Origin of the sequence: Paenibacillus sp. DRB1-1 (assembly GCF_052119485.1) — a bacterium.
GTDB lineage: Bacteria > Bacillota > Bacilli > Paenibacillales > Paenibacillaceae > Paenibacillus > Paenibacillus polymyxa_B.
Map to the genome: position 1 here is coordinate 5,224,030 of NZ_JBODQH010000001.1, position 22,549 is coordinate 5,246,578.

A 22,549-nucleotide genomic window follows, 5' to 3' on the forward strand; every position below is an offset into this window, starting at 1 on the left:
AAAAAAAATCACTTTTCTTGCAATTCTGTTGAACCTAGTATGTCTGCATAATGTATTTTAATTTTACTTGATGTATCTCTTTTCATTTTATTTGTAACGTGAGTGTATACCTGTAGAGTTGTCTTTGCATTTGTATGTCCGACTCTACTCATTGTTGATTTAAGATCAGCGCCTGCTTCTGCTAGCATACTAATGTGAGTATGGCGAAAAATATGTGGAGTAGCAGGTTTCAATATAGATGTATTTACAAGAATTTTTTTCATACGGCCAAGTAAGATTTTTGGAAAAAAAGGAGAGCCATCGATCCTACAAAAAACAAAGTTCTGATCTTGGTAATTTGTTGTCCTTGTTGTCTTTTTTTGAAATTCTCTATGTTCCTCTAATAATTTCATGATGTTAATATCAATGTCAATAGTTCTTATGGAACCCACTGTTTTTGGTGGCGTTAAAATATACGTCCCCCGATTGTCATTCCTACTATAGATGGTTTTTGTAATTCGAATTTCATTTGTTGCAAAATCAACGTCTGTCCACTTCAGGGCACAAAGTTCTCCAGGTCTTATTCCTGAAAAAGTCAACAAATAGAACATTTCAATATCTTGATACTGTCCATATTTTTTGGTTGATTCTAAAAATTCAATCAATTCATTCTTTTCGAAGTATTTCTCTGCAATAACATCGTTCTCTATTTCTTCAACAGTTCTAACTTTTTTAGGGATTACTACTCCGAAGCAAGGATTATCAAGTCTGTATTTATTTTTTATTGCGTACTTAAAAATCATATTGCCTACACTGTTCATAGTAATAATTGCACTTATTGAATATCCTTTATTGTCGTAATCGATAAGCATGTTTTGATACTGTTGATGTGTAACTTTATCTATCCTTACCTGTCCAAGGTACTTACAGATTGAATTAATAGTAGTTACTCTTTGATCAATTGTACGTTGCTTTACTTTCTTTTTTGAATAAATAGATAGCCATTCAGCTGCTACCATTGCAAAAGTAAGCTTTTTATTTTTCTGTACATCAACTCCATAGGATGTAATATCAAAAATAACCTTGTTAACACGCTTTTCTGCTTCCTTTTTTGTATCCGCTCGTCGGGAAATTTGTTTTCTTTTCCCCGTGGAAGGATCAGGAGGGGCATCACCCACACAGACCCATTTATAGCCTTGTTTATTGTTAGATGCAACTTTGTAGAAATATGCCAATAAAATCACCTCTTGCAATTGTCTTGATTCACTTGATTTCGTAGCTGTAGTAGTAATCGTTCAGTTTCAAAATGATGTCTGCATTGATTTGGGTTGATACAGCGAAGCAGAAAATTTTAAGGCTGACCTAGTTGCATGTAAACCTTCACAGAAATAGGGTATTCTTTTCTGAGTGCTGAATAAATTTGCTCATTAATCTTGTTTGTTGTTTGCTTTAATTTAATTGAAAGATGCCATACATTCTGTCTCCTTATATAGGTACGAATGTTCGCTTTAATGGTGAAAAGAAAAGCCCGGAAGGGCTTCAATCTACAGATTTGGAAATCCTGAATATGAGGCCAAAAGGTGTTTCTAAGGTCATGTAGTCATATTCATTTTCATGCAATTCAATCCCTTTTCCTTTACTTAAGAGATTGCTTATTGATTGAGAAGAAATAAGGCCTTTTTTTTCGTCTGTAATAGTTGAATCAATTACAGACATTAGTAGTGGGATAATAGTTTTTAAATCAGTTTCATCTTGCTGAGTGCCATCAGGCTTTAAAACAACTTGGATATATGCTATTGTCCCATCAGATTTATTAACGAAGCCTGTGACGGTTAATTTATTTGTTAACGGCTCCTGAAAGCTATCAAAAACTGTTGCATTGCTGTCTATAGAAATTGGCTTTAACTGATATAGATTCTCCAACCCCTGCTTTTTAGCTAACAAGTTAAACTTTTTTTGAAATTGTTTTGGTGTAGTGCCAAGAGAGTAGATGATTTTAGGGTCAATGCCTTCATCTGATTCATTGGATGATGAAATAGTATGATTGTCCTGCACATTAGAATCAGAGCTAATGGTTTTAGATTCTGAAGGTTCTTGTTCAATATTCGCATTGGTTACTTTATCGTCAATCTGTTTTGGGACAGAATTATTGTCAACTGCTACTTGTTCAGAGCTATTACCGCTTGGTGAAGGCGTTGCAATAAATACAACCACCAAACTCAATAATGATATAAGCAACTTCCACCGGGATTTTTTACGCTGAAACTTTGCAGCTATTCCCCATAAAAGAAACATTACAAATGATACGAAACTGATAATAAAAATGAATTGCATATATTCTAGTCTTCCTTTTTTAGCCCCATCGGTTGGGGGAGTTGCTCATTTCGTCATACTAAAACTAGTATCGAATAATAAATTTAATTATACAATACTTTGTAGGTTGTTACATGCTGTTCTATGATGAAATAAAAACAACAGGAGTAGTCAGCATGATAGTAACGTGCGTAAAAATTCATGATCGTGACGGGACTGACTCAGATTTTGTCGAAATTTCGCTATACGATGTGAATTACATTGATTTGTGGCGGCCAACGAAGAGTAGGGAATCCTGTCCTGCCTACCATACCTCAATGGGTTCATACATAGGTTTGAGAACATTAAAAGACATTTCGAAGGCATATGCAAAGTATGGCTTCAAATCATATGATCGCTCAACGGTTGTGAACGAGAATATGATTAAACGAACTGAAACGGACGATCGGGGCAGTAAAGTATTCTTTGATGATGGGAGTTTTGTACGAATAAGAACAAAACTATAGGCTTGTCAATCCCCTTAAACATGGTTTAACCCCCCCTTAAATTAGCATGATCGGTGCTACATTTCGACAGACTCCGACCATCCAGTCATGTTAAAGTTAAATCTATAAACGTTTGTACAACATAATGTCCTAAAATTCGACAATCAGTGGCTTTAAATGAAACTGAGGGGAAGATCGGCAAGGGGAGTTCGCTGTTGAGTGAATTTTTACCCGGCTGGAGTGACGTAGTGTCACTCCGTGCTGCTGAATTCGTTTCGCTTATAAAGATCATCAATATGACAGCCGATTGATGCAGCAATATTTATAGCTGTTGTCGGGGACCAAAGCCGTCTATTGTTGACGTATCCGGAGATCTGAGTCTTGGAATCCCAGTAATGTCACTCAACCATTGTTGATCTTTTCGTATTTCGCGCAACCTTTGTTTCAGCAGGCAACGACCAGGTTTTATGGACATGATCATGACTCGCAGAGTTATTTTTAAAGTTGACTCTAAATTTAATACAAGGAATTTAGGTATATGGGTATATACTTGAAGAGACGTTATGCATAACAGTTAGATTTATTGAGTATTGAACAATGAATTTTGTGAATTAATCTTAAAATTGAACGGAAGTGACCATCATGAATGATGAAGATAGAATAAAACAACAGAGACTCGAAAACTTGCGTCCTGATTTAATTCTTATCCTTTCCGCGTGCGACACGGATGATTTCCATGCTATCCTTTACCATCTCAATGAACTTAGGATCAGAGAGGGTTAAACCCAATTTTTGGGCTTCTTCTTCCAAAAGACGAATAGTTTCATCAACATTATTACGCGGCTGTCCGACTTCTATATAGCCTACCGCTTGCATTAAATCATCGTAGTCAACATCCTTTAAAAAAGGAGCTAGAATCTTTAAATTCTCTGGGGAAACTTTATGCGAGCCCGACTCAATACGATTAATTGTTGAATGGCTTACCCCAGATCTCTCCGCAAGTTCCCTCTGGCTTCTATATCCGCTTCGCTCTCTTAATTTGGCGAAGTAAATCCCAAACTCTTTTAAGTTCATTAACGATCACCCATCTTTAGTTTAACAGAATGTGTTTCATCTATGAAACATATTATGTATCACAAATGAAATTTATTGTTGCATGAATGTTACAGTAGTGCTATATTTAATTTGTAACAAGCGTGATACATGAAGTGAGGTGAAAATTATGAAAGTTGCTCCTTTACCTGGAGTGCTTCAGCAACTACAAGATACAGTTGATATGACAGATGAAAAATTTGCTGAGTACCTTGAAACATCAAGATCTTCACTCTGGAGGGCAAAGTTACCCGTTGATGATTCACGGTTTTCTTTAGGACAGGATGTAATGGCAAAAATATTGAAAAAGTTCCCCGAAATGAAGTTCGAAGAGTTATTTTTTTTAGTTAAATTGTCTCAAGGTTGTTACAAAAATGAAAGTGAAGTCAGATGAGCAACGAAGGGAGATGGGAGAAGTAAGCTCAATTTAGAAAGTTGTTTATCTTGAATTTGTGGAAATTATCGTTAAAGGAGTGGATAAGAAACTCGAGGCTCTGTGAGAAACGATGCTTCAAATTCAAGATTTTTGAATTGTTATGCAGCTCCGTGAAAGCTAAATCTCCATTTTAGTTGGAACGTTTTTTTTCACTGGACAGCATGATTTTCCGCAATGAAAATCTGAACCGAAATCCACATACAGTAAAGAATAATAACTATCGTCAACCAATTTATATTTGGCTACGACTGAATGATTGTCTTGCAGGATTGGACAGTAACCGTTGAAGGTTTTAAATGTTACGTATCTTATTATTATCATCCCAATCTAAGTGAAAAATTGAGCCTCGATATCCTTATCTTATCAGAAAGATGGAATAAGTGCTGTCACTTATTTTGCAGGCAAAGGAGGTCTTATAAATGTTCAAACTGGAAGTTGACCCGCAGCAATTACAACAACTGATTACGGAAGCTGTTGAAAAAGCACTTGAACGAAATAGCTTTTCTATTTTTAATCAACCGACCTTATTTGATAAAAAGCAGTTGATGGATTTTCTCGGGATTGGCAGTACCAAGGCGAGTGAGCTTCTCAATAGAGAAGACTTCCCGGTCATTAGAGAGTTTGGTCATCCGAGAGTCCCGCTCCACACTCTGATGATCTGGATTGACGAACATACCGAATGGGTTCGGGCTAATGCCAAAGGTTATTGGGAGCACAAGGGAAGTATTGCTTAAGCAAATGAAGAAACCCACCGGGCTGTACCGGCCCAGCGGGTTGAGGGGATACGGGGGAAAGAACTTACAACCTAATACTACATCGGCCCTCTGTCCGTAATAAACGTGTCAATTGGACAAAGGAGAGGAAATTATCATGTCAATTGGACAGTTTGGTCCCAATCTTCAGGAGGTTCTGAAACGACGGGGCGAAACGCGGAACGCAGCGGGGCGAGCTGCTCACGTGGATGCTTCATTAATTGGAAAGATCATCAAAGGCTCCCGCAAACCATCGAAAGAGCTTATGCAACAAGCGGCGGAGTATTATGATGACGGCCAGCTTTACATTGCAGCAGCCGGGGAAGTAACAGGAGGTGCCTTTGCACCCTGGCTGGATAATGTAGACCTACATAGGGCAAGCGTGCTTTTTAAAACGGTAGAGGAAATGCGAGAGGTTCTTACATTATCTGCTGAGGTTCCAATTAGCAAAACGGCTGACCAACTTACTGATTCTGAGCGCCAAAACATGAAACGTCTACTGATGGAGACGGTTGAAGCTATTACTGCTCTTACGCATTTCGCGGCAGTGTTATGTAAGGAGTATTCGTTTTCCTGGTTGGGTACTTGGAAAGAACACCGAGCTGACCTGAAGGCAAAAAAATACATGAAATGAGGTTTAGCTATGAGCATAGTACAACAACGCATAGATGAGTTAGTTTCCATGCGCCAACGTTTATCGGAAACACAAATTGAGGATGGGAAATGGGATTGGTTTTTGAACAAGGAGATTATAGAGCTGGAACAAAAGAAAAACGCTCGGCTGGCGGGCCGAACGCTTGGTTTGAGAACTCGATTAAAGTCTCTTGTGTTGCTTATTCTATCTCCTTCTGTAAGAGAAAGCAAGGGTGAGGGTGCGTGATGCAGCAGTTAAAGGAACATCTCATTCAAAACTTTCTTGATAAGAAGGCAGGAACGCAGGCCAACACGGATGCAATAGAAGCTTTTCTGCAAGGGGGAGGTTCAGTGGTATCACCTGAATTTCGGGAGCTACTACAGGAACGGGAAGAAGCGTACTTTCAATGGAACAATGCTTTGATGAGTTTAAATTTCCTTCCTTCAGATGACAGAGCGCAATTTCTCGGCAACATATTGCAATCGACGTAGTGAGGATATAAGTGGGGACAGGCCATGTCGGCCTTGTCTTCGACCACCGGACGGTAATATAACCTACTCCCGTTCGAGGGTCGAAGATGCGGCTGACGCATCACAAAGTAGCGACACGATGGTACGTGTACACGCGATGGTGAGAATATCAGGCGAAAAACGACGGAGCGCGCTTGACTGCTGGTTCGAATCCAGTCTGCTTGAAATTACATACGGAAGGAGGAAACTTTGTGCAAGTTACTCAACGTTTGACCGTTGTCTCTAATCCAACAAGGATTTTTGAAGTTGGAACGGAGCTAAATAGCTGCGAAGTCATTGAGATTAAGCAAGTCGGTACGGAGTATGAAAATAATGTCCATTCTGAATTCCATGTTTTAGATGAAAATGATGAGCTCATTGTCAGCATCGAGAATGCACCTGTGATCGTCGAGTATCGGCAGATCGTTGAACATGATGAAATCATGGAAGGAGAATCGGCATGAACGCAACTCATAAAAAAGTGGTGGAGTTTTTTGCGAAAATTAGCACCGACGAATCTGTGGATGCTACTGAGTTTTTAGAAGCTATCGCGTTAAATGTGGGGCTTTATACTGCGCTGAAAATCAAGACAGTGGGACAACGAGAAGTCACAGAGCAGTTCAAAAGTATCATTGATACTGGCCTCAAGATAGCGAATAGCGAAGTTGTACCGAAACGAGTTAGCTTTTTCATTATAAAAAATAGCCCGCGGCAACGGGCTATCACTGATCTTTTGAAAACTAAATATATGAATACGGCCATCTTATCATGGGTGGCCGTTCCTAACAAGAGGGAGCGATATGTATATGGCTATGAATGTAGCTGCTATTACAAAAGGCATTGAACGTGACGAATGGTTGAGACTGCGTAAGCGTGGTATCGGTGGTTCGGATGCATCTGCGGTGGCCGGGTTGAATCGGTATAAATCACCCGTTGGTGTATTTCTGGAGAAAACCGATCAGATTGTACCAGACGAACCAGGCGAAGCAGCTTACTGGGGCAACCAGTTAGAGGATTTAGTCGCTCGTGAGTTTATGAACCAAACCGGATTACGTGTGCAACGCAGCAATAAGATGTATCAGCATCCTACACATAAATTTATGTTGGGTAACGTGGACCGCCTGATTTTAGACAAGGGTGGTCGAGGACTTGGCATCCTGGAATGTAAAACGGCCAGCGCTTATAAGCTGAGCGAATGGGCTGACAATCAGGTTCCTGATGAGTACGCAATTCAGCTCCAACATTACATGGCTGTGCTTGGTGTGGATTATGGTTACTTCGCTGTTTTAATTGGTGGCCAGAAATTCCAATACAAGCTGGTCGAACGAAACGAGGGCATTATTGATTCTCTCATACAGATCGAGGACGAGTTTTGGAACAAGCATGTAATTCCAAGGGTTCCCCCGGTGGTAGACGGTAGCGCTGCTTCGACTGAGCTACTGAATCGCTTGTATCCTGCTTCTCGGCCAGCGACAGAAATTACGCTGGAGAAAGATCAGGCATTGCTTGTGGACAAGCTCATTGCCGCTAAAGAGAACGCACAAGTGGCTGCGGAACAGGTCAAGCGGTTGGAGAACGAGCTGAAAGCCGTGATGGGCGACCATGAAATGGCAGTTTATGACGGTGAACCTGTGCTGACATGGAAATCCAGTCAAACAACACGCCTGGACACTAAGCGCTTGAAGCAGGAACAACCGCACATCTTTGAAAAATACGCAAACACCACGTCTTCAAGACGTTTTCTGGTGAAGTAAGGAGGCTATTATGGCAGGACAACGCAGTAACAATCAATTGGAGAGGAAGCTTCAGGACAAGGCGGCTGGGGCAAAAAACGATGCGCCTACACCTTCTCAGACCATTGCCGCTTATATGGACAAAATGAAGTATCAGATTGCGGAGGCTATGCCAAAGCATATGAGCATTGATCGGCTCAGTCGTATTGCCCTGACGACGATCCGCACGAATCCGAAGCTACTGGAATGCTCTATGCCGTCTCTCATGGGGGCGGTCATGCAAGCGGCACAGCTTGGTCTGGAACCAGGCCTGATCGGTCATTGCTACATCATCCCATACGGTACAGAAGCCACATTCATCATCGGCTACAAGGGCATGATTGATCTGGCACGACGGTCTGGAAACATTAAGTCTATTGCCGCTCACGAAGTCTATGAAAATGATTTCATTGAGCTGACATATGGGCTGGAGGAAAAATTGCAGCACGTTCCTTGGTTTTTGCGCAAAGATGAACAACCGAAGGAGTCGGGCAAAATCATCGGAGCTTATATGGTTGCCAAGTTTAATGACGGCGGTCATTTTATCCATTACATGCCGATCAGCGAGATTGAGGAGCATAGGAAACGTTCCAAGGCATCGAGTAAAGGGCCTTGGGTGACTGACTATACCGAAATGTGCAAGAAGACAGTTGTACGTTCCGGGTGGAAGTGGCTACCCATCAGCGTGGAAATTGCTTCTGCGGTTACTCAGGATGAGACGGTGCGTAAAGATATCACTCCAAACGATGAACCTTTTGTCTTTGATATGCCAGCCGAACCTAAAGACGGTGAAACACCTCAGACAGGTGATGCAGCTCAGCCAAATAATACTGATTCGCAGCAACCTGTTGATGGATCAGGTCAGGACGAACTGGAATTTGAATGAGTTCTATAGATGAGATTACTGGCAAGCCGCTGTTACGCAGCATGATCGGTGAACACATTTGGCGAATTAAAGAGTCCGACCCTGTAGCCTTTAAGCGCGAGGTGCGAGAATACTTCGCGCGGGGCTATCCAGGCTGGGCAGTGGTTCGAGCTAAGTACCCTTATATATTTCTACGGGATGATAGGGAGCAGAGTGTGTAAATGATTCTGAGCGGTGTGAAGAAGCGAACGGTATTTATATAAAAATCGCAAGAGATTAGGTGGTGTAGCCGGTGGACTCCAATGTAAATCCTCAGCCTACGGACGCACATATACGCATATCACATGAAATACATCGAGAGCTGATCCGGCGGAAGTTTACTCAGCGGCAGCGGGATATTATTGATTTTGTCCTCACGCTGAGCTGGGGATGCGGGAAGCCATCGGCCAAAATCCCTATGCTTAAACATTTTGAGCTATGTGGTGTTCGGAAGGAGCATATCAAAAAGGAACTAAAAAAGCTGGTTGAAAATCATGTGCTGTTTTGGGACGAGCATATGAATGTGTTCCAGATCAACAAGCATTATGACACATGGACTGTCGATGTGGTGGAGCGATATGACCCTAAAATGATGAATGATTTAATCAAAATCAACATTGAAACTCATACTCCAAATCTCGGCAAACCAGTTACTAAAAAAGTAACTAAGTTACCAAAAAAGCAACCGATCCGAGTTACTAAAAAGGTAACTCAGTTACACAAAAGGCAACTGTTCGGTTACCAAAAAGGTAACTCGCCAGTTACTAAAAAGGTAACTGTGAAGCGTGATTTTTCCTGTCATACCAAGGGATCTCGGCTCTCTAAAACAATATTTAAAGCAATTATTAAAAAAAACACTACTACATCTTTAGATACTGTACAGGAATTAGATACAGAGCAAAGGGGTGGGGGAGGAGGGCTTCCTTCGGATCATTCCTTTGGCTATATCTACCGCGCTTACGAAAACAATTTTGCAGATACAGGGAAGGTCACCCCGTTTGAAACCGAAGACTTGGGAGTCCTTTTCGACGATTACGGTGGAGAATGGCTTCTGAAAGCCATGAGGGAAGCCGTTCGACAGAAGAAAAAGAGCTTGGCTTACGTCCGGGGTACGCTGGAAGGATACCGTAAACGTGGTGGACCGGAAACGGAACGCCGAATAGATCGGGCTTCACCAGCGGAAGCGGAAATCCAAGAAGACGACCCTATTACGATTTTGATGCGAAAGGCAGATGAGCAACGACTTGCTGAATACGGAGTTACTTGAAGCTGAAATATTAGGTTCCTTTTTTCGAGACCCTTCCCTTGTAGACGAAGTCGCCGTAACACTAGAACCAAGCTTATTTACACAACCTTGGCATCGCAATCTGCTGAAAATGATACAAGAACTACACCGGACTGAACAGGAACTATCCATGACTATATTGGTGACGGTGTTTGAAAAGCATCTTGAAAAGGTGGGTGGAGTTTCCTACCTGTCTAAATTAGCCAGCTCAGCCGTCACAGCTTCGATGCTGGAGCAGAATATCAGAAAGCTCATTGAAACCGATGCTCGTCGTAAAGCACTGGATTTGGTTAGTGAATACCGCAATAAATTTTTGGATTTGTCATCAGGAGGGTTTGAAGAATTACTGGATGAATTTGAACAGCGCTCACTGGATATCCGGCCGAAAGCTTTGCGGGAAGATACCACGGTGGACGACATCATCCAGTGGTATGAGGACTTAGTGCTTAAAACACAGGACCCTGCCCGAGCTCTTGGCATTATGACAGGCTGGTCAGCATTGGATAGGCTGACGCTGGGATTTCAACGGACGAACCTAATCGTCATTGGAGCTCGGACCAGTATGGGTAAATCTGCCGTGGCAAATGAAATCAAGATGCGGGCCACCCAGCGGGGGCATAAGGTGGCGGACTTTAGCTTGGAAATGTCCAAGGCGCAGATTTATGACCGGATGATCGCTAATCTGTGCAGTATTCCTCTGCAAGCTATTCGTTCAGGACATCTGAAGCCGGAACAGATCGAGCGTATTTCTATGCAGATGGAGTTTCTGCGAAAAATTCATATCGACGATAGCCGTGGCGTGACTGCGGAATACATTTGCTCCGAAATGCGCCGATTGAAACGGCAAGAAGGACTTGATTTGGTCATTGTGGACTATCTGCAGGAAGTGGTTGAACCGGCCGAACGCAACGACAACAGTGGTTCTGGATTGCATCGTGTATGTCAGAAGCTTCGGAAAGCTGCAAAGGATTGCGATTGTGCAATGATCGGTTTATCACAGGTCAAGCAGGATGTGGAGAGTCGACAGAATAAAAGGCCGTTCGTTTCGGACTTATCAGGCAGCGCGGCAATCAGCGCGGTTGCTGACGATATCATGCTGCTGTACAGGGACGAATACTACAATCCTGACACACCGGACCCAGGTATTTTGGAAATCAACCTCGCAAAACAACGTAATGGTCCTACTGGGGTGGTGAAACTCAAATTTGAGAAAGAAACACAGCAAATCGCATAGGGGAGGAACGGACATGAAACAGGGGAAACGACTCACCAAGAAGCAAAAGATTGGATTGTTAAAGGCCAGACCAGGCGTGACGCTGGACAACTGGCTCTCTGAACGAGAAACGGCAGATGGGGTCGTGCTGCTAAACAAATTTTCGGGGAAGCGATGGCTGCTAAATAAGCACTATGGGGCATTGCAGCCATACAAGGTACGAGCCTGATGCAGCCATCATGCTGGACGCGGTGGAGCGTCTATGAATACATGAAGCACCGTTTTGTCTGCACTGGACAAGTTCCTGACGAGAGGGAATTACTCGAGGAGCTGCCGGACATTGATCAGAGCGAGTTGACCGAGGGGATGGCTGAGTTTCGTTTGGTTCTTGGTGACTGGCCCATCGCTGGAGGTGACAGGTCGTGCAGCACCAGATAAAGGACCCGATATATCAAACTCAGTTAAAGCAAACTGTACGAGACCGAGGCGGCAGGGTGATAGGCGAGGTGTTTGTCCTTGAACACAGTATGTTGCTGGTCAAGCAGTCACGTAAGCGTAAAAAGAGGGGGAAGCAGCTTTGAAGATTATGGGGATTGACCACGGCACAAATTTTGCTGGTTGGGCCACAATGCAAAATGGTAAGCCGATAGACTTTGGATTAAGGGACTATTCGTCAATTACAATGCCTGGTGTTTTGGACGCCATCTATCAGGACACATTCCGACTGATCGAGCAGGAAGAACCGGAATTGATTGTACTAGAGCGTCCAGTTCACTTTAAAAATGCCAATAGTGTATTAGCACTTGTCGGGGCGTATACTTCTGTTTCCTTGGCTGCCCTGCATTTGGACAAGCCGATTGTGGGCATCCGTCCTTCGGAGCTCAAAATTCAGACCGGTAAAGGGAATGCGGATAAAGAGACAGTCGCTATGGAAATGCAAATGTTGTTCGACCTCGACTATGACGAAATTGCGGTTCCTGTTTTATACAAGAGGAATGATCCACAAGGCAAGTACAAAATCGGGGACGTGAGGGAACGCCTTTTTGATCCGTCAGACGCTATCGCACTTTGCTGGGCCTATCATCAAAATTTCATTAAGGGAGTGGCTTAAAGATGAGCTATATAAATTTCAAAGGTACGGTTAAAAAGATCAATCTCAAGTCATCGGAAGAAACGGAAATTACAATCAGTATCCCAGCTTCTGAACTGGACGGTCAATATAATACGCTTCAAAGCATGTTGGAGCTTAAAGTTATCGGAGGTTTGGATTCACAGATTGTCACGTACAAAGTTTTGAAGAATGCCAGAACGGGCAAGCCAATCACGAAATACACCGTGGATGATGGTGGTGTGGTATCTGTAGCGAAGCCAGAAGGGGAGCAACTTTCTATGGACTTGGGGCTTCCACCTGAGAAAGTGGAGGTTAAAGCTGATCCAGAGCAAATTGACCTTGAAGTTATTCAGGACTTTATACTTAGCGGCCTGGCGCCGCGCTTTGACGACATGCAGTATGACTTTTTGGAAATTACAGAGCGTTTGGCCGACGGAGATACCTATCTAAAGATAGCTGCTGATGTTGGTATGGGTGTGGGTGTGTTTGTGGTTATGGTGGATGAATACCGGAAGCGGGTCGCGCCGATGGCTGCCAAGTGGGATGAATGGCGCAATGGCCAAGTCAATACAGTGCCGCCGAAAGCTGACGAGTTATTAGAAGGTCAGCCAGATGATCGACAAAATGACGATCAGCAGGAAAACCAAGATGAAACAAATACAGATTCGTCCGAGGAGTCTGGAGAAAATGTATCCGATGATAGTGACAAGTCAGAGGCTGATCAAAATCCTGCTACTGACACAGATTCTGAACCGGTAGTCGATAAGGAGGAACTGGAGGAATACATTTTGAAAGCCCGTCCTACCTTTGAGGATATCCCTGTTGATTTCCCTACATTGCTTCAACAGCGTCGTGAAGAAGGCAAGACGTGGATGCAGATTGCTAAAAGCATCGGTTTGACCAGCGGCCAGATCACTACAAAATGGACGGCTTACAAGAAGAAGGTTGCTAAACAAATGAAAAATGGTGGGGCGGCGTAAGCCGGCCCTTTAATAAAGCAGCGTAGCCCCTCCCTTCACGGGCTACGGCGGCTACCTGCATCTATAAAACGGAACGTACGATCTTATTTCATCCCGAAAGGACGATATCCATGAGTGAATCTATGAAAAATCAGATCCGTGAGAAGCTGGAAAATCTGCTTCCACAGATTAAAAAAGTTACTCACATGATTACTGACGCGGAGGAAAGTTGGACTGACCATTATGACCGGAATGATCCTGACGACCTGTATCTGCGCCGGATGTTTTACAGTATCGGTGATGTGTTGGATGATGCAGGACAGCTTATCAAGCGGACCACTACGCAGGCTGGCCATGAAGGCGTTCTGTACAAACGACCTGATAGCAGATATGGGCTCGGGGATATGTATTTTACGACCGGTCAATCTGTTGAGTTTTACCGCACTGATCCAGATGATGGTGACCGCTGGGAGCCGTCAAGGATAGATCATGACGGCCATGACTATTACCTGGCGGTTGATCGTAATTTACCGCTGGAAGGGCTGCGCGTTCGGATCAAGTACATTCCACGCTGAGAAAGGGTGATATTGATCTTGGCTCAAATAAGAATTGCTGAATTAGATAGAGCCCTCAAGAAAATAGCGGGTAAGCGAGTTGGTGTGTCACCTGAAGAATTTAAAAAGGCAGAATACCTGCTTTCAATAAATCCTCAAATATTAAGAATAGTCAGAGACTATGAGTTTGCTGTAAAGTCTAGCATCTCTCTGAGTAGTTATGAGGGTTCTAAAGGTCATGTTAGGCAAACGAGGGCTACAATCCTTAAATATAAGCGTCCAGAGTGGTACTTCCTATACAAAACGCTCTCTCAAATTATACAGAGTTCCATTAACAACTTAGTTAATCCGTACGAGCGAACCATTTTGGAACTTTTGTATATCAAAGGTACGAGGTACCTTATAGCGCAGTCATATATGGGGAAAGGTTACCGGAATGACATGTACCCAATTAGTGGGAGTACGTTTGCTGAACGCAGAAGGGCAGCGATAAAAAAGATAGCTCATAGCTTCCAAATACTCGGCTTGTTAGATTTGGTTCAAGCTGAATATCGAATTGGAGAACTGTCTAACTTGCAGTTTTTGGAGTTGAGACCAAGTGAGCTTGTATGAGTCAGATTATAGGGGCTTTCCCCTTTGGAGGTGTGAACCTTGGCAAATGTTAACGCCGCGATAGAGTGGCTACTGGATATGCGTTTGGAGCTGGATGATACGATACGACTGCTCGGTTTTGACCCGGAAGCATCGGACCGCCAGCAGGCAGGGACGAACGAGCGTGTGTTGCTTCATTTACAGGATATATACGATGTGTTGGATGCTCCGAGACCAAATGGGGACTACGCGAAGCAATTGGTGCAAGAAACGATGAAAATTGCAAAGGAAGAGATGTAATGCTGTTCTTCTTCGACAAGAATACAAACAACCCCCGCATTCCTTGGCCGGGCTCGCGGGGGTTAATAGCTTCAAACCTTCACCAAATTATAACACGGTGAGGGGAAAGCGATAATGGGGAAGAGAAGGAAAAACAACTTACAATTAACGTTCAATATTCTGCCTGTCGACGAGAAAGCGACCCGCCTTGCGGTGGAGGAATATTTGGAGACGATTCGGCAGTATCGGCAGATTGGTTTTGTTAGGCGTGAGGCTGCTATAACGCAGTGCTATACTTATAGAGAGCATCAATCCACCAATGCGATCAGCAAGCAGACGGAGGACGTTGCCACTTATAACGTAGATAAAGAGGCGGAGCTTCAAGCAAAGGATAAGCTGCTGGAACTGGCGATGAGTAAGCTGTCCAGCGTTCAGCGAGAGGTTATTCAACGGAGCTATTTGGACGACGATGGTGAGTTTGATTATATCATTGCCGGGGAACTGCATATGAGTGATCGTAGGTTAAGAGAGATTAAGCAGACAGCACTGGACACACTTGCCGGAATGCTCCGCTTAACCGTCCTTGTTGAAAACTCAGTTCCAGCAAGCTCAGTTGTGTAAAAAGAGGTTCCGGTTTTTTGCCAGAATCTTGCCGTTTTGTTGCCGTTCGTTAGACTTTTTACGTGATATATTTGTACTGTGGAAATCGGGCGAGAATGAAGCGCACGGCCGCAAAAGGCGGCACATGACCGGGCGTTCCTCTTCTTGCCTTTTCTTTGTTTTCTTTGAATAGGAGATTAGCATCGTATAATATATTAAGAATGAGTTAATAAAATTAATACGAAAGTTAGGTGCTCCTACGTGAAGAAGTTGTTATTTGTAACAGACCTTTACTATCCAGCTAAAGGTAGGAACTATTATGAAGAAGACCTCTACCTCACTTCCCAACTTAGAGAAGAGTTTGATTTGGTAATTTGCCATCCGGAGGATATAGAGAGCTTCGAGGATGTTATCGATTTAATCGTCTTTCGAAATGCAGGCCCTGTTGCAAACTTTAAAGAAAAGTATGAAGCTTTTCGAAAAAGAATAGTGGGCAAGGGATTAAATACTTACAATTCATTTAATGGCAAGGCAGATATGAATGGAAAAGAGTATTTGCTTGAGTTAACAAACGCGAATTTCCCTGTCATACCTACAATAGATTCCATTGAAAATATTAAACATCTACCCAATGTTGAAGACTTCATTGTTAAACCAAAAGATGGTGCCGATTCCATTGGCATGAAGCGTATTTCTCAAGCGGAAGTAACTAATGAAATAGATAATGAGAACCATAGTATACTGGTCCAGCCGTTTATTCCTTTTGAATACGAAGTATCATTTTACTTCATTGACAAGAACTTTCAATATGCAATGAATGCGCCTGATAAAGATAAACGCTGGGATTTGAAAGAATATGCACCTACTGATCAAGACTTGTCCTTTGCTCAAAAATTCATTGATTGGAATAACCTTGATTGTGGTATTCAACGTGTTGATGCATGTCGTACACCTTCGGGAGAACTATTATTAGTTGAATTGGAGGATTTAAATCCTTATCTTTCTCTTTTGGAGTTATCTCCTGAGACACGCGATAATTTTGTTAGTAACATGAAAGATTCATTAAGAAAAGCCTTAAAAGTTTAATGTTTTGATAAGGAGCCTGATAATGGGTTCCTTTTTTGTTGACTGCTATTTGATTGGAAATTGACCGTTTTATGGACTGCTACTGGACTTTTGATGTGGTAAATTTGTACCATGGAAAATCAAATAAGGAACACACCGTAGCTTTTCAGCCTCGGTGATCAGGTCGGCCAATATGCCGGCCTTTTTGGTTTTTCTACAAAACATATTAGGAGGACATGATCATGTCTACTACACAACCACGTTTCGCATTTCTCAGTTCTGACGGCATCCTGCATCTACATGATGAGGAACACGCAGCACAACACGGCAAGCACGTACAAACATCCTGACGGACGACGAGAGTGGCTTTCCGATCGTCGAGAGTCAAGGCGTTGTCTATTATGCACAAGAGGACAAGGCTTACGTTAAAGGCAACAAGAAAGATGGCCAGCTTATCCCAACACTGCCAGTGCTCAAGCAGCTCGCAGCAGAGCTTCTGTAATTCAGCAGTATCCAGAATCACTCCCCGGGTTATTCCGGGGTTTTATGGCACGCGCAGGTGGCAAGGAACCAGTTAACCAGCGGAAACATGAAACAGCCTGGGCAGAACCATTGCGCGGTTCAATTCCGCAGCGTGTCTTCTATTTTTCCATCGATGGGAGCGGTACTGAGAAAGAGTCCGAAAACAGGAAAATGTATGCTTTGCAATGACCCTAATCCGAACCCGGAGAACACAACAATGGGCGCATCCTTTTGTGATACGTGCTGGGAAACCATGAAGTCCGGTGATGAGGATAAACTGGGTGAGAGAATTGCTGGGACGAGTGTTTGATGGAAATAAAGTGTTAGACCGTGAAAATATAGTTCTAGACTGGCAGCGGCGGCGTTAAGCCAACGGGCAGGATGGTAGATAAAATATGTTATTATTGGATTGTGCAAAGCTTATTCCGCCTATTCGAAGGGAGATTAGTAGAAATGCAAAGTGCTCAACAGGTGCTAACAAATTATTTTCAAGCATTAGGAAGCAAACAGATTGATAAAGTGATCGAATTGGTTCATGATGAAGCGAAATTTATTATTCTTAAAAAAGAGCCTTCTAATAAAATTCCTTTATACGGCACATTTCATGGAAAAGAAGGTGTTAGAAATTATTTAAACTTATTAGAAGAAGCAGAACAAATAGAGAGTTTTGTCCTTCACAAACTCATCGGTAATCAGGAAGCAGCGTGTGCATGGGGGAATTTCCGCATCAAGGTCAATGTAACCGGGAAAGTGTTCGAGAGTGATTGGGCAATTATTTGCGAAGTAGAACAGGAGAAGATAAGGTTTTTTCAAATCTTCGAAGATACTGCCGCACTAGAAGAAGCTTTTGATTTAAGAGACTGTTGATATGTTAGTGCACCTACACATCACTATGCTGAGTAATCATACGAAAACGTAGGTTATTGGCCGGCAACATATCGAATTTGGTCAAGTAATGCGCTACGCTAACGAAGAACGTTAGTTGAATGATAACAGCGGCAGTCTAAGACTTTATTTTTACTTAATAGCGAGTAATATCGAGAAAGTGAGTAAAAGCCAGCTTATGATGGTTTAATTGCCCATTTTCCGGTATTGCCCGGTTTTTGTTCTTTGACGGCCATTTTTAGCAATTTGTAAAATGGTCTTATCACTCCTCTCTAGTTACTAAGTACAATGCTTTTATGCAACAGCGTAGCGTTTTGCATCCCGCTTGCGGGAGTAGACCCTATCGCTGTTTCTTTTTTTGGGTTTTAAATAAGCGCCTCAGTTCATTTGGTGCTGTAAATACATAGGCAGATACAAGTCACTCATTTGGGTGGCTTTTTTTATTGCCTTGAAAGGATTTTTGGTTTGAAGAAGAAGCAGAAGAAAGGAATTTTGCTATACATGAAAGGCCCACCAAAACAGCCGAAAAAATGCAAAGGTTGTGTTTGGGGTAGATGGGATGGGGTTAAACAGTTTTGTTCCCGTACCGCATGTGTGAAAAAGGATAAGCTTTCCTGAATGTCGAATTATGGTGTAAAGGGAGGGTGTTTAATGAGGAAATTTAGAAAATTTATAAAAAAAACGCTTATGGTATTAAGTATAGTTCTAGTGGGAGTAGTTCTATACTTTTCAATAGAGTACTTACTGAATATTGTCAAGACACTTGCACCTCAGGTTTTGGCAGCAATAATCGCTGGTATGTTTACTGTTTTTGTAACTGTAATATCTTTAATAATTGCTAAGAGGAGAGAAAACAAGCAGTCAATTGATGAACAACATCGAATTAAGAAAATCCCTATATATGAGGAGTTTCTTCAATTTTGGTTCAAAGTATTATTGCATGGGAAAATCGGTAAACCAGTTACTGAAGAAGAGATGCTAAACTTTTTTACTGAGTTTACTCAAAAATTAATCTTATGGGGTTCTGACGAAGTGATATTGGAGTATGGAGAATTTAGAACCTTCTTTATGAAGTTATCTCAAGCAGAAGGACAAAATTCTAAAGAAGCAACAAAAAGCATTCAAAAATTCGAAAAATTAATAACTGCTATTAGAAAGGATGTTGGTCACAAAAATAGTGGATTTAAAAAAAATGATATTCTGAAATTATTTATAACTGACATAGAAAACCTCAAGTAAGACGCACCCATAGGGGTGCTTTTTCTTTTGCCTTCATGTGACAATATGTGAGCTATTCTGAGCACCCTTTCCGTTACACGGACGAATTGCCAGAAGGAGTGCAGAAGAGAGCAGAGAGAGGGCATACACACGCTCTGACAGCCTATTATCCTGATACCTGAATATCGAAAACCAACTCAACACAAAAGAGCGCTAATTTCATTCTTGACCACCATCATTTATTGTCTGATACTGGAAGATGTTGTGTCAGATATAGATGAGGAGTGGTCAGATGAGAAAGATTTATATTGTATTGATTGCTTTAGGGATTTTTGGAGTGTGGGCAGGTTCAGGATGGGCTATTAATACATGGATAAACGCTAGTTACCGTGGAACGTTTGGAGATATGTTCGGAGCAGTGAATGCACTGTTCTCAGGCCTTGCTTTTGCCGGACTCATTTACACTATTTCAGTCCAGAGAGATGAACTGCAGGAGCAGAAGAAAGCCATAGAAATGCAGACAGAAGAATTAGCGCTCCAAAGGCAAGCCATTGAGATGCAGACAGAAGAATTAAAGATGCAGAGAGAGGAAACAGCGCGGTCTGCAGATCAATTGGAGGGCCAAAAGAACTTATTAAATCTTCAGATGGCGATGAGTGTGGTAAATGATTTGATCCAAACAAAAAATAAGAGACTTGAAGAAATCATTAATTTTTTGCCTAGAGAGAGGCTTAGAGGGTATAATGCAATTTCTGACTTAATAAAAACTAATGGTCACGATGGTTCTTATAAAATTACAGAAGACGAAAATTACTTACAAGGTTATCTCAATACTATATTTTTCATTCTGAAATTCATACAGAGTTATGATTTACAAAATGATCAGAAAGATATGTTAAGTAATTTGGTAATCATGAACTCTACAGATGATGAAGTGAAACTTATATACGTTGCAGTAGCGGAAAATCAACATCGGTTGATGATGCTCAAAGTCCATGGTTTTTACCCAAGGTATAAAAAAATAACTGAATCAGAGACAATGCCATCCTAATGAAGGGTGGCATTTTTAAGAGGTGTTGAAATGGAAATTAGAGTCCTGCCGATAGAACAAATCAACGCAGCAGCATATAACCCACGGGATGACCTTCAGCCTGGTGATCCGGAGTATGAAAAGCTGAAAGCCAGCATCGAATCCTTTGGTTATGTCGAGCCCATCGTCTGGAATGAGCGCACCGGCAACATGGTCGGTGGCCATCAGCGATATAAGATTATGGTTAACGAGCTGGGTCATACGGAGCTGGCTGTAAGTGTTGTTGACCTGGACGAACAGCAGGAAAAGCTTCTCAATCTGGCGCTTAATAAGGTCAGTGGGAACTGGAATGATGAAGCCCTTTATCGATTGCTTGATGATCTGCAGGTGAGTGGAGCTAATCTGGCCCTGTCCGGCTTCGATTTGGAAGAGTTCGAGGATCTGGCGGCAGAGTTTGCTGTGCCACATGATGAATCCTTGGACCTTCCGGTTACCGATGATGACTTTGACGTCCAGCGTGCTCTAGATGAAATCAAGGAACCGGAGACCAGGCGCGGGGATGTGTGGCAGCTTGGTCGGCATCGATTAGTGTGTGGAGATGCGACCAATCCTGATGATGTAGCACTTCTAATGGACGGAGCCAAAGCAGCGCTGGTCGTTACTGATCCGCCTTATAATGTGGCCGTTGAGAGTGTTTCAGAACGATTGGCCGCTGATGGCCGTAGCAGCATAATGAACGACAACATGCCCGCTGAGGACTTCGCGGGCTTTTTGCATGCCGTTTTTTCCAAATATGCAGTGGTGATGCAGCCAACTGCAGCTATATATGTATTCCATCCTTCGTCCTATCAGCGGGAGTTCGAGGATGCGATGAACATAGCCGGCATCGTCGTCCGGACACAATGCATCTGGGTGAAGAATGCTGCCACCTTCGGCTGGGCACAGTACCGTTTCAAACATGAGCCTGTCTTTTATGCTCATATGAAGGGCAAAGCTCCTGCTTGGTACGGTGATCGGACACAGACAACGGTATGGAAGGCTGGCCTACCTGTTGAGGACCCGCTCCCCGAGACAGTATGGGAGGTTTCGAGGGGCGATGTGAACAAGTACGTTCATCCCACCCAAAAGCCTCTTGATCTGTTGGCCATCCCAATCAGGAACAGCAGCCAGCGCGGTGACGAGATCGTTGATTTCTTCGGCGGCAGCGGCTCCACGCTTATGACCTGTGAGCAGATGGACCGGACGTGCCGAACTTTGGAGTTGGACCCTGTGTTTTGTGATGTGATCAAAAAACGATTCTTGGAGAGCACTGGTATTGAGCCAGTCCTGTTGCATCGGGCTGAACCCGTAGCATAGGAAAAAGAAGGACGCGCTAACGTCCCCCCATTCACCCAGGGTATCCCCCGGCTGAGACAGCGGCCCGCCACGCGTGGCATTTTGCGAACATCCGCTGTCTCGCATTCCAGTATATAGGAAAGCCGAGGGATACGACAATGGGAACAGACAACGAACAACAAGATGCATTACTACAGCGTGAGATAGAGATCGTCGAGGGAATCCTCGAATCCAAGGCGCAGTACCGCAAGATTGTTAAGGCTGGCATAGCTCAGTGGGTCAAAGACCTGCAGGCTGGGAATATAAAAATGCAGACGGTACAGGACTTGGATCGTCTGATTGAGTTGGATATTAAGTTGCAAAAAGATGATTTTTAATGCCTAGTTCTCCATGATTGAAAAGTTGCTGATTTTTATTGTTGTTATAAGTATTCTCTAACCTTTATGGTTTTTGTGTATGGTCTTTTAATGTTTCCTCAGCAATTATTAAATGCTTGTTTATAAGTTTTTTTAATTTATCTGACGAGAAGTTGCTAATCTGAGTGATTAGTACGATAGCCAGAACTAGTATAGACATCATAATAACTAAGTCTAATGCTGAACTATAAAAATCCAATAAGATTTTTAGGTCTTTAAACGCAGCGATACTTAGTGTTACCACAATTGTAATAAGGGGTATTAGTGTTGCAACCATTTTGAACAGATCATCGAAATTATTAGTGCTATGGTGCTCTTCTTTCAGTAGTTTCAAATCTAGGTAAACAGTTTTAAAATCCTGAATTGAATCAGTAAGAAGCTGAGTGTAAGCTTTGCTTAATGTCAGCGTCTCGTTTTTGAGTAGTAGATATTGTGTACTAATTATTACTTTACGCAACGGCAATTCAATCTGTTTTTTTAACTTATTGTATTTTTTGATTTCTATAAATAGAGTCAAAAAAAATAAAATCCCGAGTCCAATTACAAAAAATAATGTCTTTTGTTCCATATCAATCATCCTTTTTTTATTTATTTATCGGAAATATTCCCT

General features: G+C 42.5%; 31 protein-coding genes. 27 read left to right on the plus strand and 4 right to left on the minus strand.

The window, feature by feature from the left end:
• Window positions 1-8 precede the first annotated feature (8 nt).
• Both ACQW03_RS23430 and ACQW03_RS23435 read right to left on the minus strand, forming a co-directional pair.
• Window positions 9-1,214 carry a tyrosine-type recombinase/integrase gene (locus tag ACQW03_RS23430; RefSeq protein WP_441951980.1) on the minus strand — a complete coding sequence of 402 codons (1,206 nt, stop codon included), beginning with the start codon at window positions 1,212-1,214 and terminating at the stop codon, window positions 9-11.
• 304 nt (window positions 1,215-1,518) lie between these two features.
• The gene (locus tag ACQW03_RS23435; protein ID WP_441951982.1) at window positions 1,519-2,313 is read right to left on the minus strand and encodes a hypothetical protein; all 795 of its coding nucleotides are present in this window, start codon (window positions 2,311-2,313) and stop codon (window positions 1,519-1,521) included.
• 155 nt (window positions 2,314-2,468) lie between these two features.
• On the opposite strand from ACQW03_RS23435, the gene ACQW03_RS23440 reads away from it, so the two are divergent.
• Complete coding sequence (locus tag ACQW03_RS23440) at window positions 2,469-2,798, plus strand: LytTR family transcriptional regulator DNA-binding domain-containing protein (protein ID WP_441951984.1); 330 nt, start codon at window positions 2,469-2,471, stop codon at window positions 2,796-2,798.
• A gap of 675 nt (window positions 2,799-3,473) precedes the next feature.
• On the opposite strand, the gene ACQW03_RS23445 is transcribed toward ACQW03_RS23440, so the two are convergent.
• Entirely contained in the window at window positions 3,474-3,851 is a 378-nt protein-coding gene (locus ACQW03_RS23445) for a helix-turn-helix domain-containing protein (protein ID WP_441951986.1), read from the minus strand.
• Window positions 3,852-3,999: 148 nt separating this feature from the next.
• Here ACQW03_RS23445 and ACQW03_RS23450 point away from each other — a divergent pair, with 148 nt between their 5' ends.
• The 26 genes from ACQW03_RS23450 to ACQW03_RS23575 all read left to right on the plus strand — a co-directional run bounded on the left by ACQW03_RS23450 (window position 4,000) and on the right by ACQW03_RS23575 (window position 21,900).
• A complete protein-coding gene (locus tag ACQW03_RS23450; protein ID WP_441951988.1) occupies window positions 4,000-4,263 on the plus strand; it encodes a hypothetical protein in 264 nt (87 codons plus the stop codon).
• A 461-nt stretch (window positions 4,264-4,724) separates the two neighbouring features.
• Window positions 4,725-5,039, plus strand: a complete 315-nt coding sequence (locus ACQW03_RS23455) for a DNA-binding protein (protein ID WP_441951990.1) — start codon at window positions 4,725-4,727, stop codon at window positions 5,037-5,039.
• Window positions 5,040-5,175: 136 nt separating this feature from the next.
• Complete coding sequence (locus ACQW03_RS23460; RefSeq protein ID WP_441951992.1) at window positions 5,176-5,691, plus strand: helix-turn-helix domain-containing protein; 516 nt, start codon at window positions 5,176-5,178, stop codon at window positions 5,689-5,691.
• A 9-nt stretch (window positions 5,692-5,700) separates the two neighbouring features.
• The gene (locus ACQW03_RS23465; RefSeq protein ID WP_441951994.1) at window positions 5,701-5,937 is read left to right on the plus strand and encodes a hypothetical protein; all 237 of its coding nucleotides are present in this window, start codon (window positions 5,701-5,703) and stop codon (window positions 5,935-5,937) included.
• Window positions 5,934-6,182, plus strand: coding sequence for a hypothetical protein (locus tag ACQW03_RS23470; protein ID WP_139116823.1), 249 nt, complete (start codon window positions 5,934-5,936; stop codon window positions 6,180-6,182). The genes ACQW03_RS23465 and ACQW03_RS23470 overlap by 4 nt, the downstream gene beginning before the upstream one ends.
• Window positions 6,183-6,412: 230 nt before the next feature.
• Window positions 6,413-6,664, plus strand: a complete 252-nt coding sequence (locus ACQW03_RS23475; protein WP_441951996.1) for a hypothetical protein — start codon at window positions 6,413-6,415, stop codon at window positions 6,662-6,664.
• Entirely contained in the window at window positions 6,661-7,044 is a 384-nt protein-coding gene (locus ACQW03_RS23480; RefSeq protein WP_441951998.1) for a hypothetical protein, read from the plus strand. Before ACQW03_RS23475 ends, ACQW03_RS23480 begins: the two co-directional genes overlap by 4 nt.
• Window positions 7,007-7,954, plus strand: a complete 948-nt coding sequence (locus ACQW03_RS23485; protein WP_441952000.1) for a YqaJ viral recombinase family nuclease — start codon at window positions 7,007-7,009, stop codon at window positions 7,952-7,954. Before ACQW03_RS23480 ends, ACQW03_RS23485 begins: the two co-directional genes overlap by 38 nt.
• A gap of 10 nt (window positions 7,955-7,964) precedes the next feature.
• Window positions 7,965-8,858, plus strand: a complete 894-nt coding sequence (gene recT, locus ACQW03_RS23490; RefSeq protein ID WP_441952002.1) for a recombination protein RecT — start codon at window positions 7,965-7,967, stop codon at window positions 8,856-8,858.
• Window positions 8,855-9,058: a hypothetical protein gene (locus tag ACQW03_RS23495; protein WP_441952004.1), complete on the plus strand. Its 204-nt coding sequence runs from the start codon at window positions 8,855-8,857 to the stop codon at window positions 9,056-9,058. The genes recT and ACQW03_RS23495 overlap by 4 nt, the downstream gene beginning before the upstream one ends.
• Window positions 9,059-9,129: 71 nt before the next feature.
• On the plus strand, window positions 9,130-10,143 hold the full coding sequence (locus ACQW03_RS23500) for a replication protein (RefSeq protein WP_441952006.1): 1,014 nt from the start codon (window positions 9,130-9,132) through the stop codon (window positions 10,141-10,143).
• Window positions 10,109-11,395: a replicative DNA helicase gene (locus ACQW03_RS23505; protein ID WP_441952008.1), complete on the plus strand. Its 1,287-nt coding sequence runs from the start codon at window positions 10,109-10,111 to the stop codon at window positions 11,393-11,395. Before ACQW03_RS23500 ends, ACQW03_RS23505 begins: the two co-directional genes overlap by 35 nt.
• 13 nt (window positions 11,396-11,408) lie before the next feature.
• On the plus strand, window positions 11,409-11,603 hold the full coding sequence (locus ACQW03_RS23510) for a DUF6906 family protein (protein ID WP_043921414.1): 195 nt from the start codon (window positions 11,409-11,411) through the stop codon (window positions 11,601-11,603).
• Window positions 11,603-11,812, plus strand: a complete 210-nt coding sequence (locus ACQW03_RS23515; protein ID WP_076159029.1) for a hypothetical protein — start codon at window positions 11,603-11,605, stop codon at window positions 11,810-11,812. The genes ACQW03_RS23510 and ACQW03_RS23515 overlap by 1 nt, the downstream gene beginning before the upstream one ends.
• A 148-nt stretch (window positions 11,813-11,960) precedes the next feature.
• A complete protein-coding gene (locus ACQW03_RS23520) occupies window positions 11,961-12,485 on the plus strand; it encodes a crossover junction endodeoxyribonuclease RuvC (protein ID WP_256715633.1) in 525 nt (174 codons plus the stop codon).
• A gap of 2 nt (window positions 12,486-12,487) precedes the next feature.
• A complete protein-coding gene (locus ACQW03_RS23525; protein WP_441952011.1) occupies window positions 12,488-13,465 on the plus strand; it encodes a hypothetical protein in 978 nt (325 codons plus the stop codon).
• Between the two features lie 110 nt (window positions 13,466-13,575).
• Window positions 13,576-14,019 carry a DUF5348 domain-containing protein gene (locus tag ACQW03_RS23530; protein ID WP_441952013.1) on the plus strand — a complete coding sequence of 148 codons (444 nt, stop codon included), beginning with the start codon at window positions 13,576-13,578 and terminating at the stop codon, window positions 14,017-14,019.
• 18 nt (window positions 14,020-14,037) lie between these two features.
• The gene (locus ACQW03_RS23535; protein WP_441952015.1) at window positions 14,038-14,610 is read left to right on the plus strand and encodes a hypothetical protein; all 573 of its coding nucleotides are present in this window, start codon (window positions 14,038-14,040) and stop codon (window positions 14,608-14,610) included.
• Between the two features lie 39 nt (window positions 14,611-14,649).
• Window positions 14,650-14,889 carry a hypothetical protein gene (locus ACQW03_RS23540; RefSeq protein ID WP_441952017.1) on the plus strand — a complete coding sequence of 80 codons (240 nt, stop codon included), beginning with the start codon at window positions 14,650-14,652 and terminating at the stop codon, window positions 14,887-14,889.
• 114 nt (window positions 14,890-15,003) lie between these two features.
• The gene (locus ACQW03_RS23545) at window positions 15,004-15,489 is read left to right on the plus strand and encodes an ArpU family phage packaging/lysis transcriptional regulator (protein ID WP_441952019.1); all 486 of its coding nucleotides are present in this window, start codon (window positions 15,004-15,006) and stop codon (window positions 15,487-15,489) included.
• 240 nt (window positions 15,490-15,729) lie between these two features.
• Window positions 15,730-16,554 carry a hypothetical protein gene (locus tag ACQW03_RS23550; protein ID WP_441952021.1) on the plus strand — a complete coding sequence of 275 codons (825 nt, stop codon included), beginning with the start codon at window positions 15,730-15,732 and terminating at the stop codon, window positions 16,552-16,554.
• Window positions 16,555-17,508: 954 nt separating this feature from the next.
• Window positions 17,509-17,922: a nuclear transport factor 2 family protein gene (locus ACQW03_RS23555; RefSeq protein WP_250267708.1), complete on the plus strand. Its 414-nt coding sequence runs from the start codon at window positions 17,509-17,511 to the stop codon at window positions 17,920-17,922.
• 669 nt (window positions 17,923-18,591) lie between these two features.
• Complete coding sequence (locus ACQW03_RS23560; RefSeq protein WP_220029636.1) at window positions 18,592-19,179, plus strand: hypothetical protein; 588 nt, start codon at window positions 18,592-18,594, stop codon at window positions 19,177-19,179.
• Between the two features lie 271 nt (window positions 19,180-19,450).
• Complete coding sequence (locus ACQW03_RS23565; RefSeq protein WP_220029635.1) at window positions 19,451-20,209, plus strand: hypothetical protein; 759 nt, start codon at window positions 19,451-19,453, stop codon at window positions 20,207-20,209.
• 30 nt (window positions 20,210-20,239) lie between these two features.
• Window positions 20,240-21,544, plus strand: coding sequence for a site-specific DNA-methyltransferase (locus tag ACQW03_RS23570; RefSeq protein ID WP_220029634.1), 1,305 nt, complete (start codon window positions 20,240-20,242; stop codon window positions 21,542-21,544).
• A gap of 137 nt (window positions 21,545-21,681) precedes the next feature.
• Window positions 21,682-21,900, plus strand: coding sequence for a hypothetical protein (locus ACQW03_RS23575; RefSeq protein WP_220029633.1), 219 nt, complete (start codon window positions 21,682-21,684; stop codon window positions 21,898-21,900).
• Between the two features lie 64 nt (window positions 21,901-21,964).
• Here the strand turns inward: ACQW03_RS23575 and ACQW03_RS23580 are convergent, their stop codons facing one another.
• Window positions 21,965-22,507: a hypothetical protein gene (locus ACQW03_RS23580; RefSeq protein WP_220029632.1), complete on the minus strand. Its 543-nt coding sequence runs from the start codon at window positions 22,505-22,507 to the stop codon at window positions 21,965-21,967.
• Window positions 22,508-22,549: the final 42 nt, after the last annotated feature.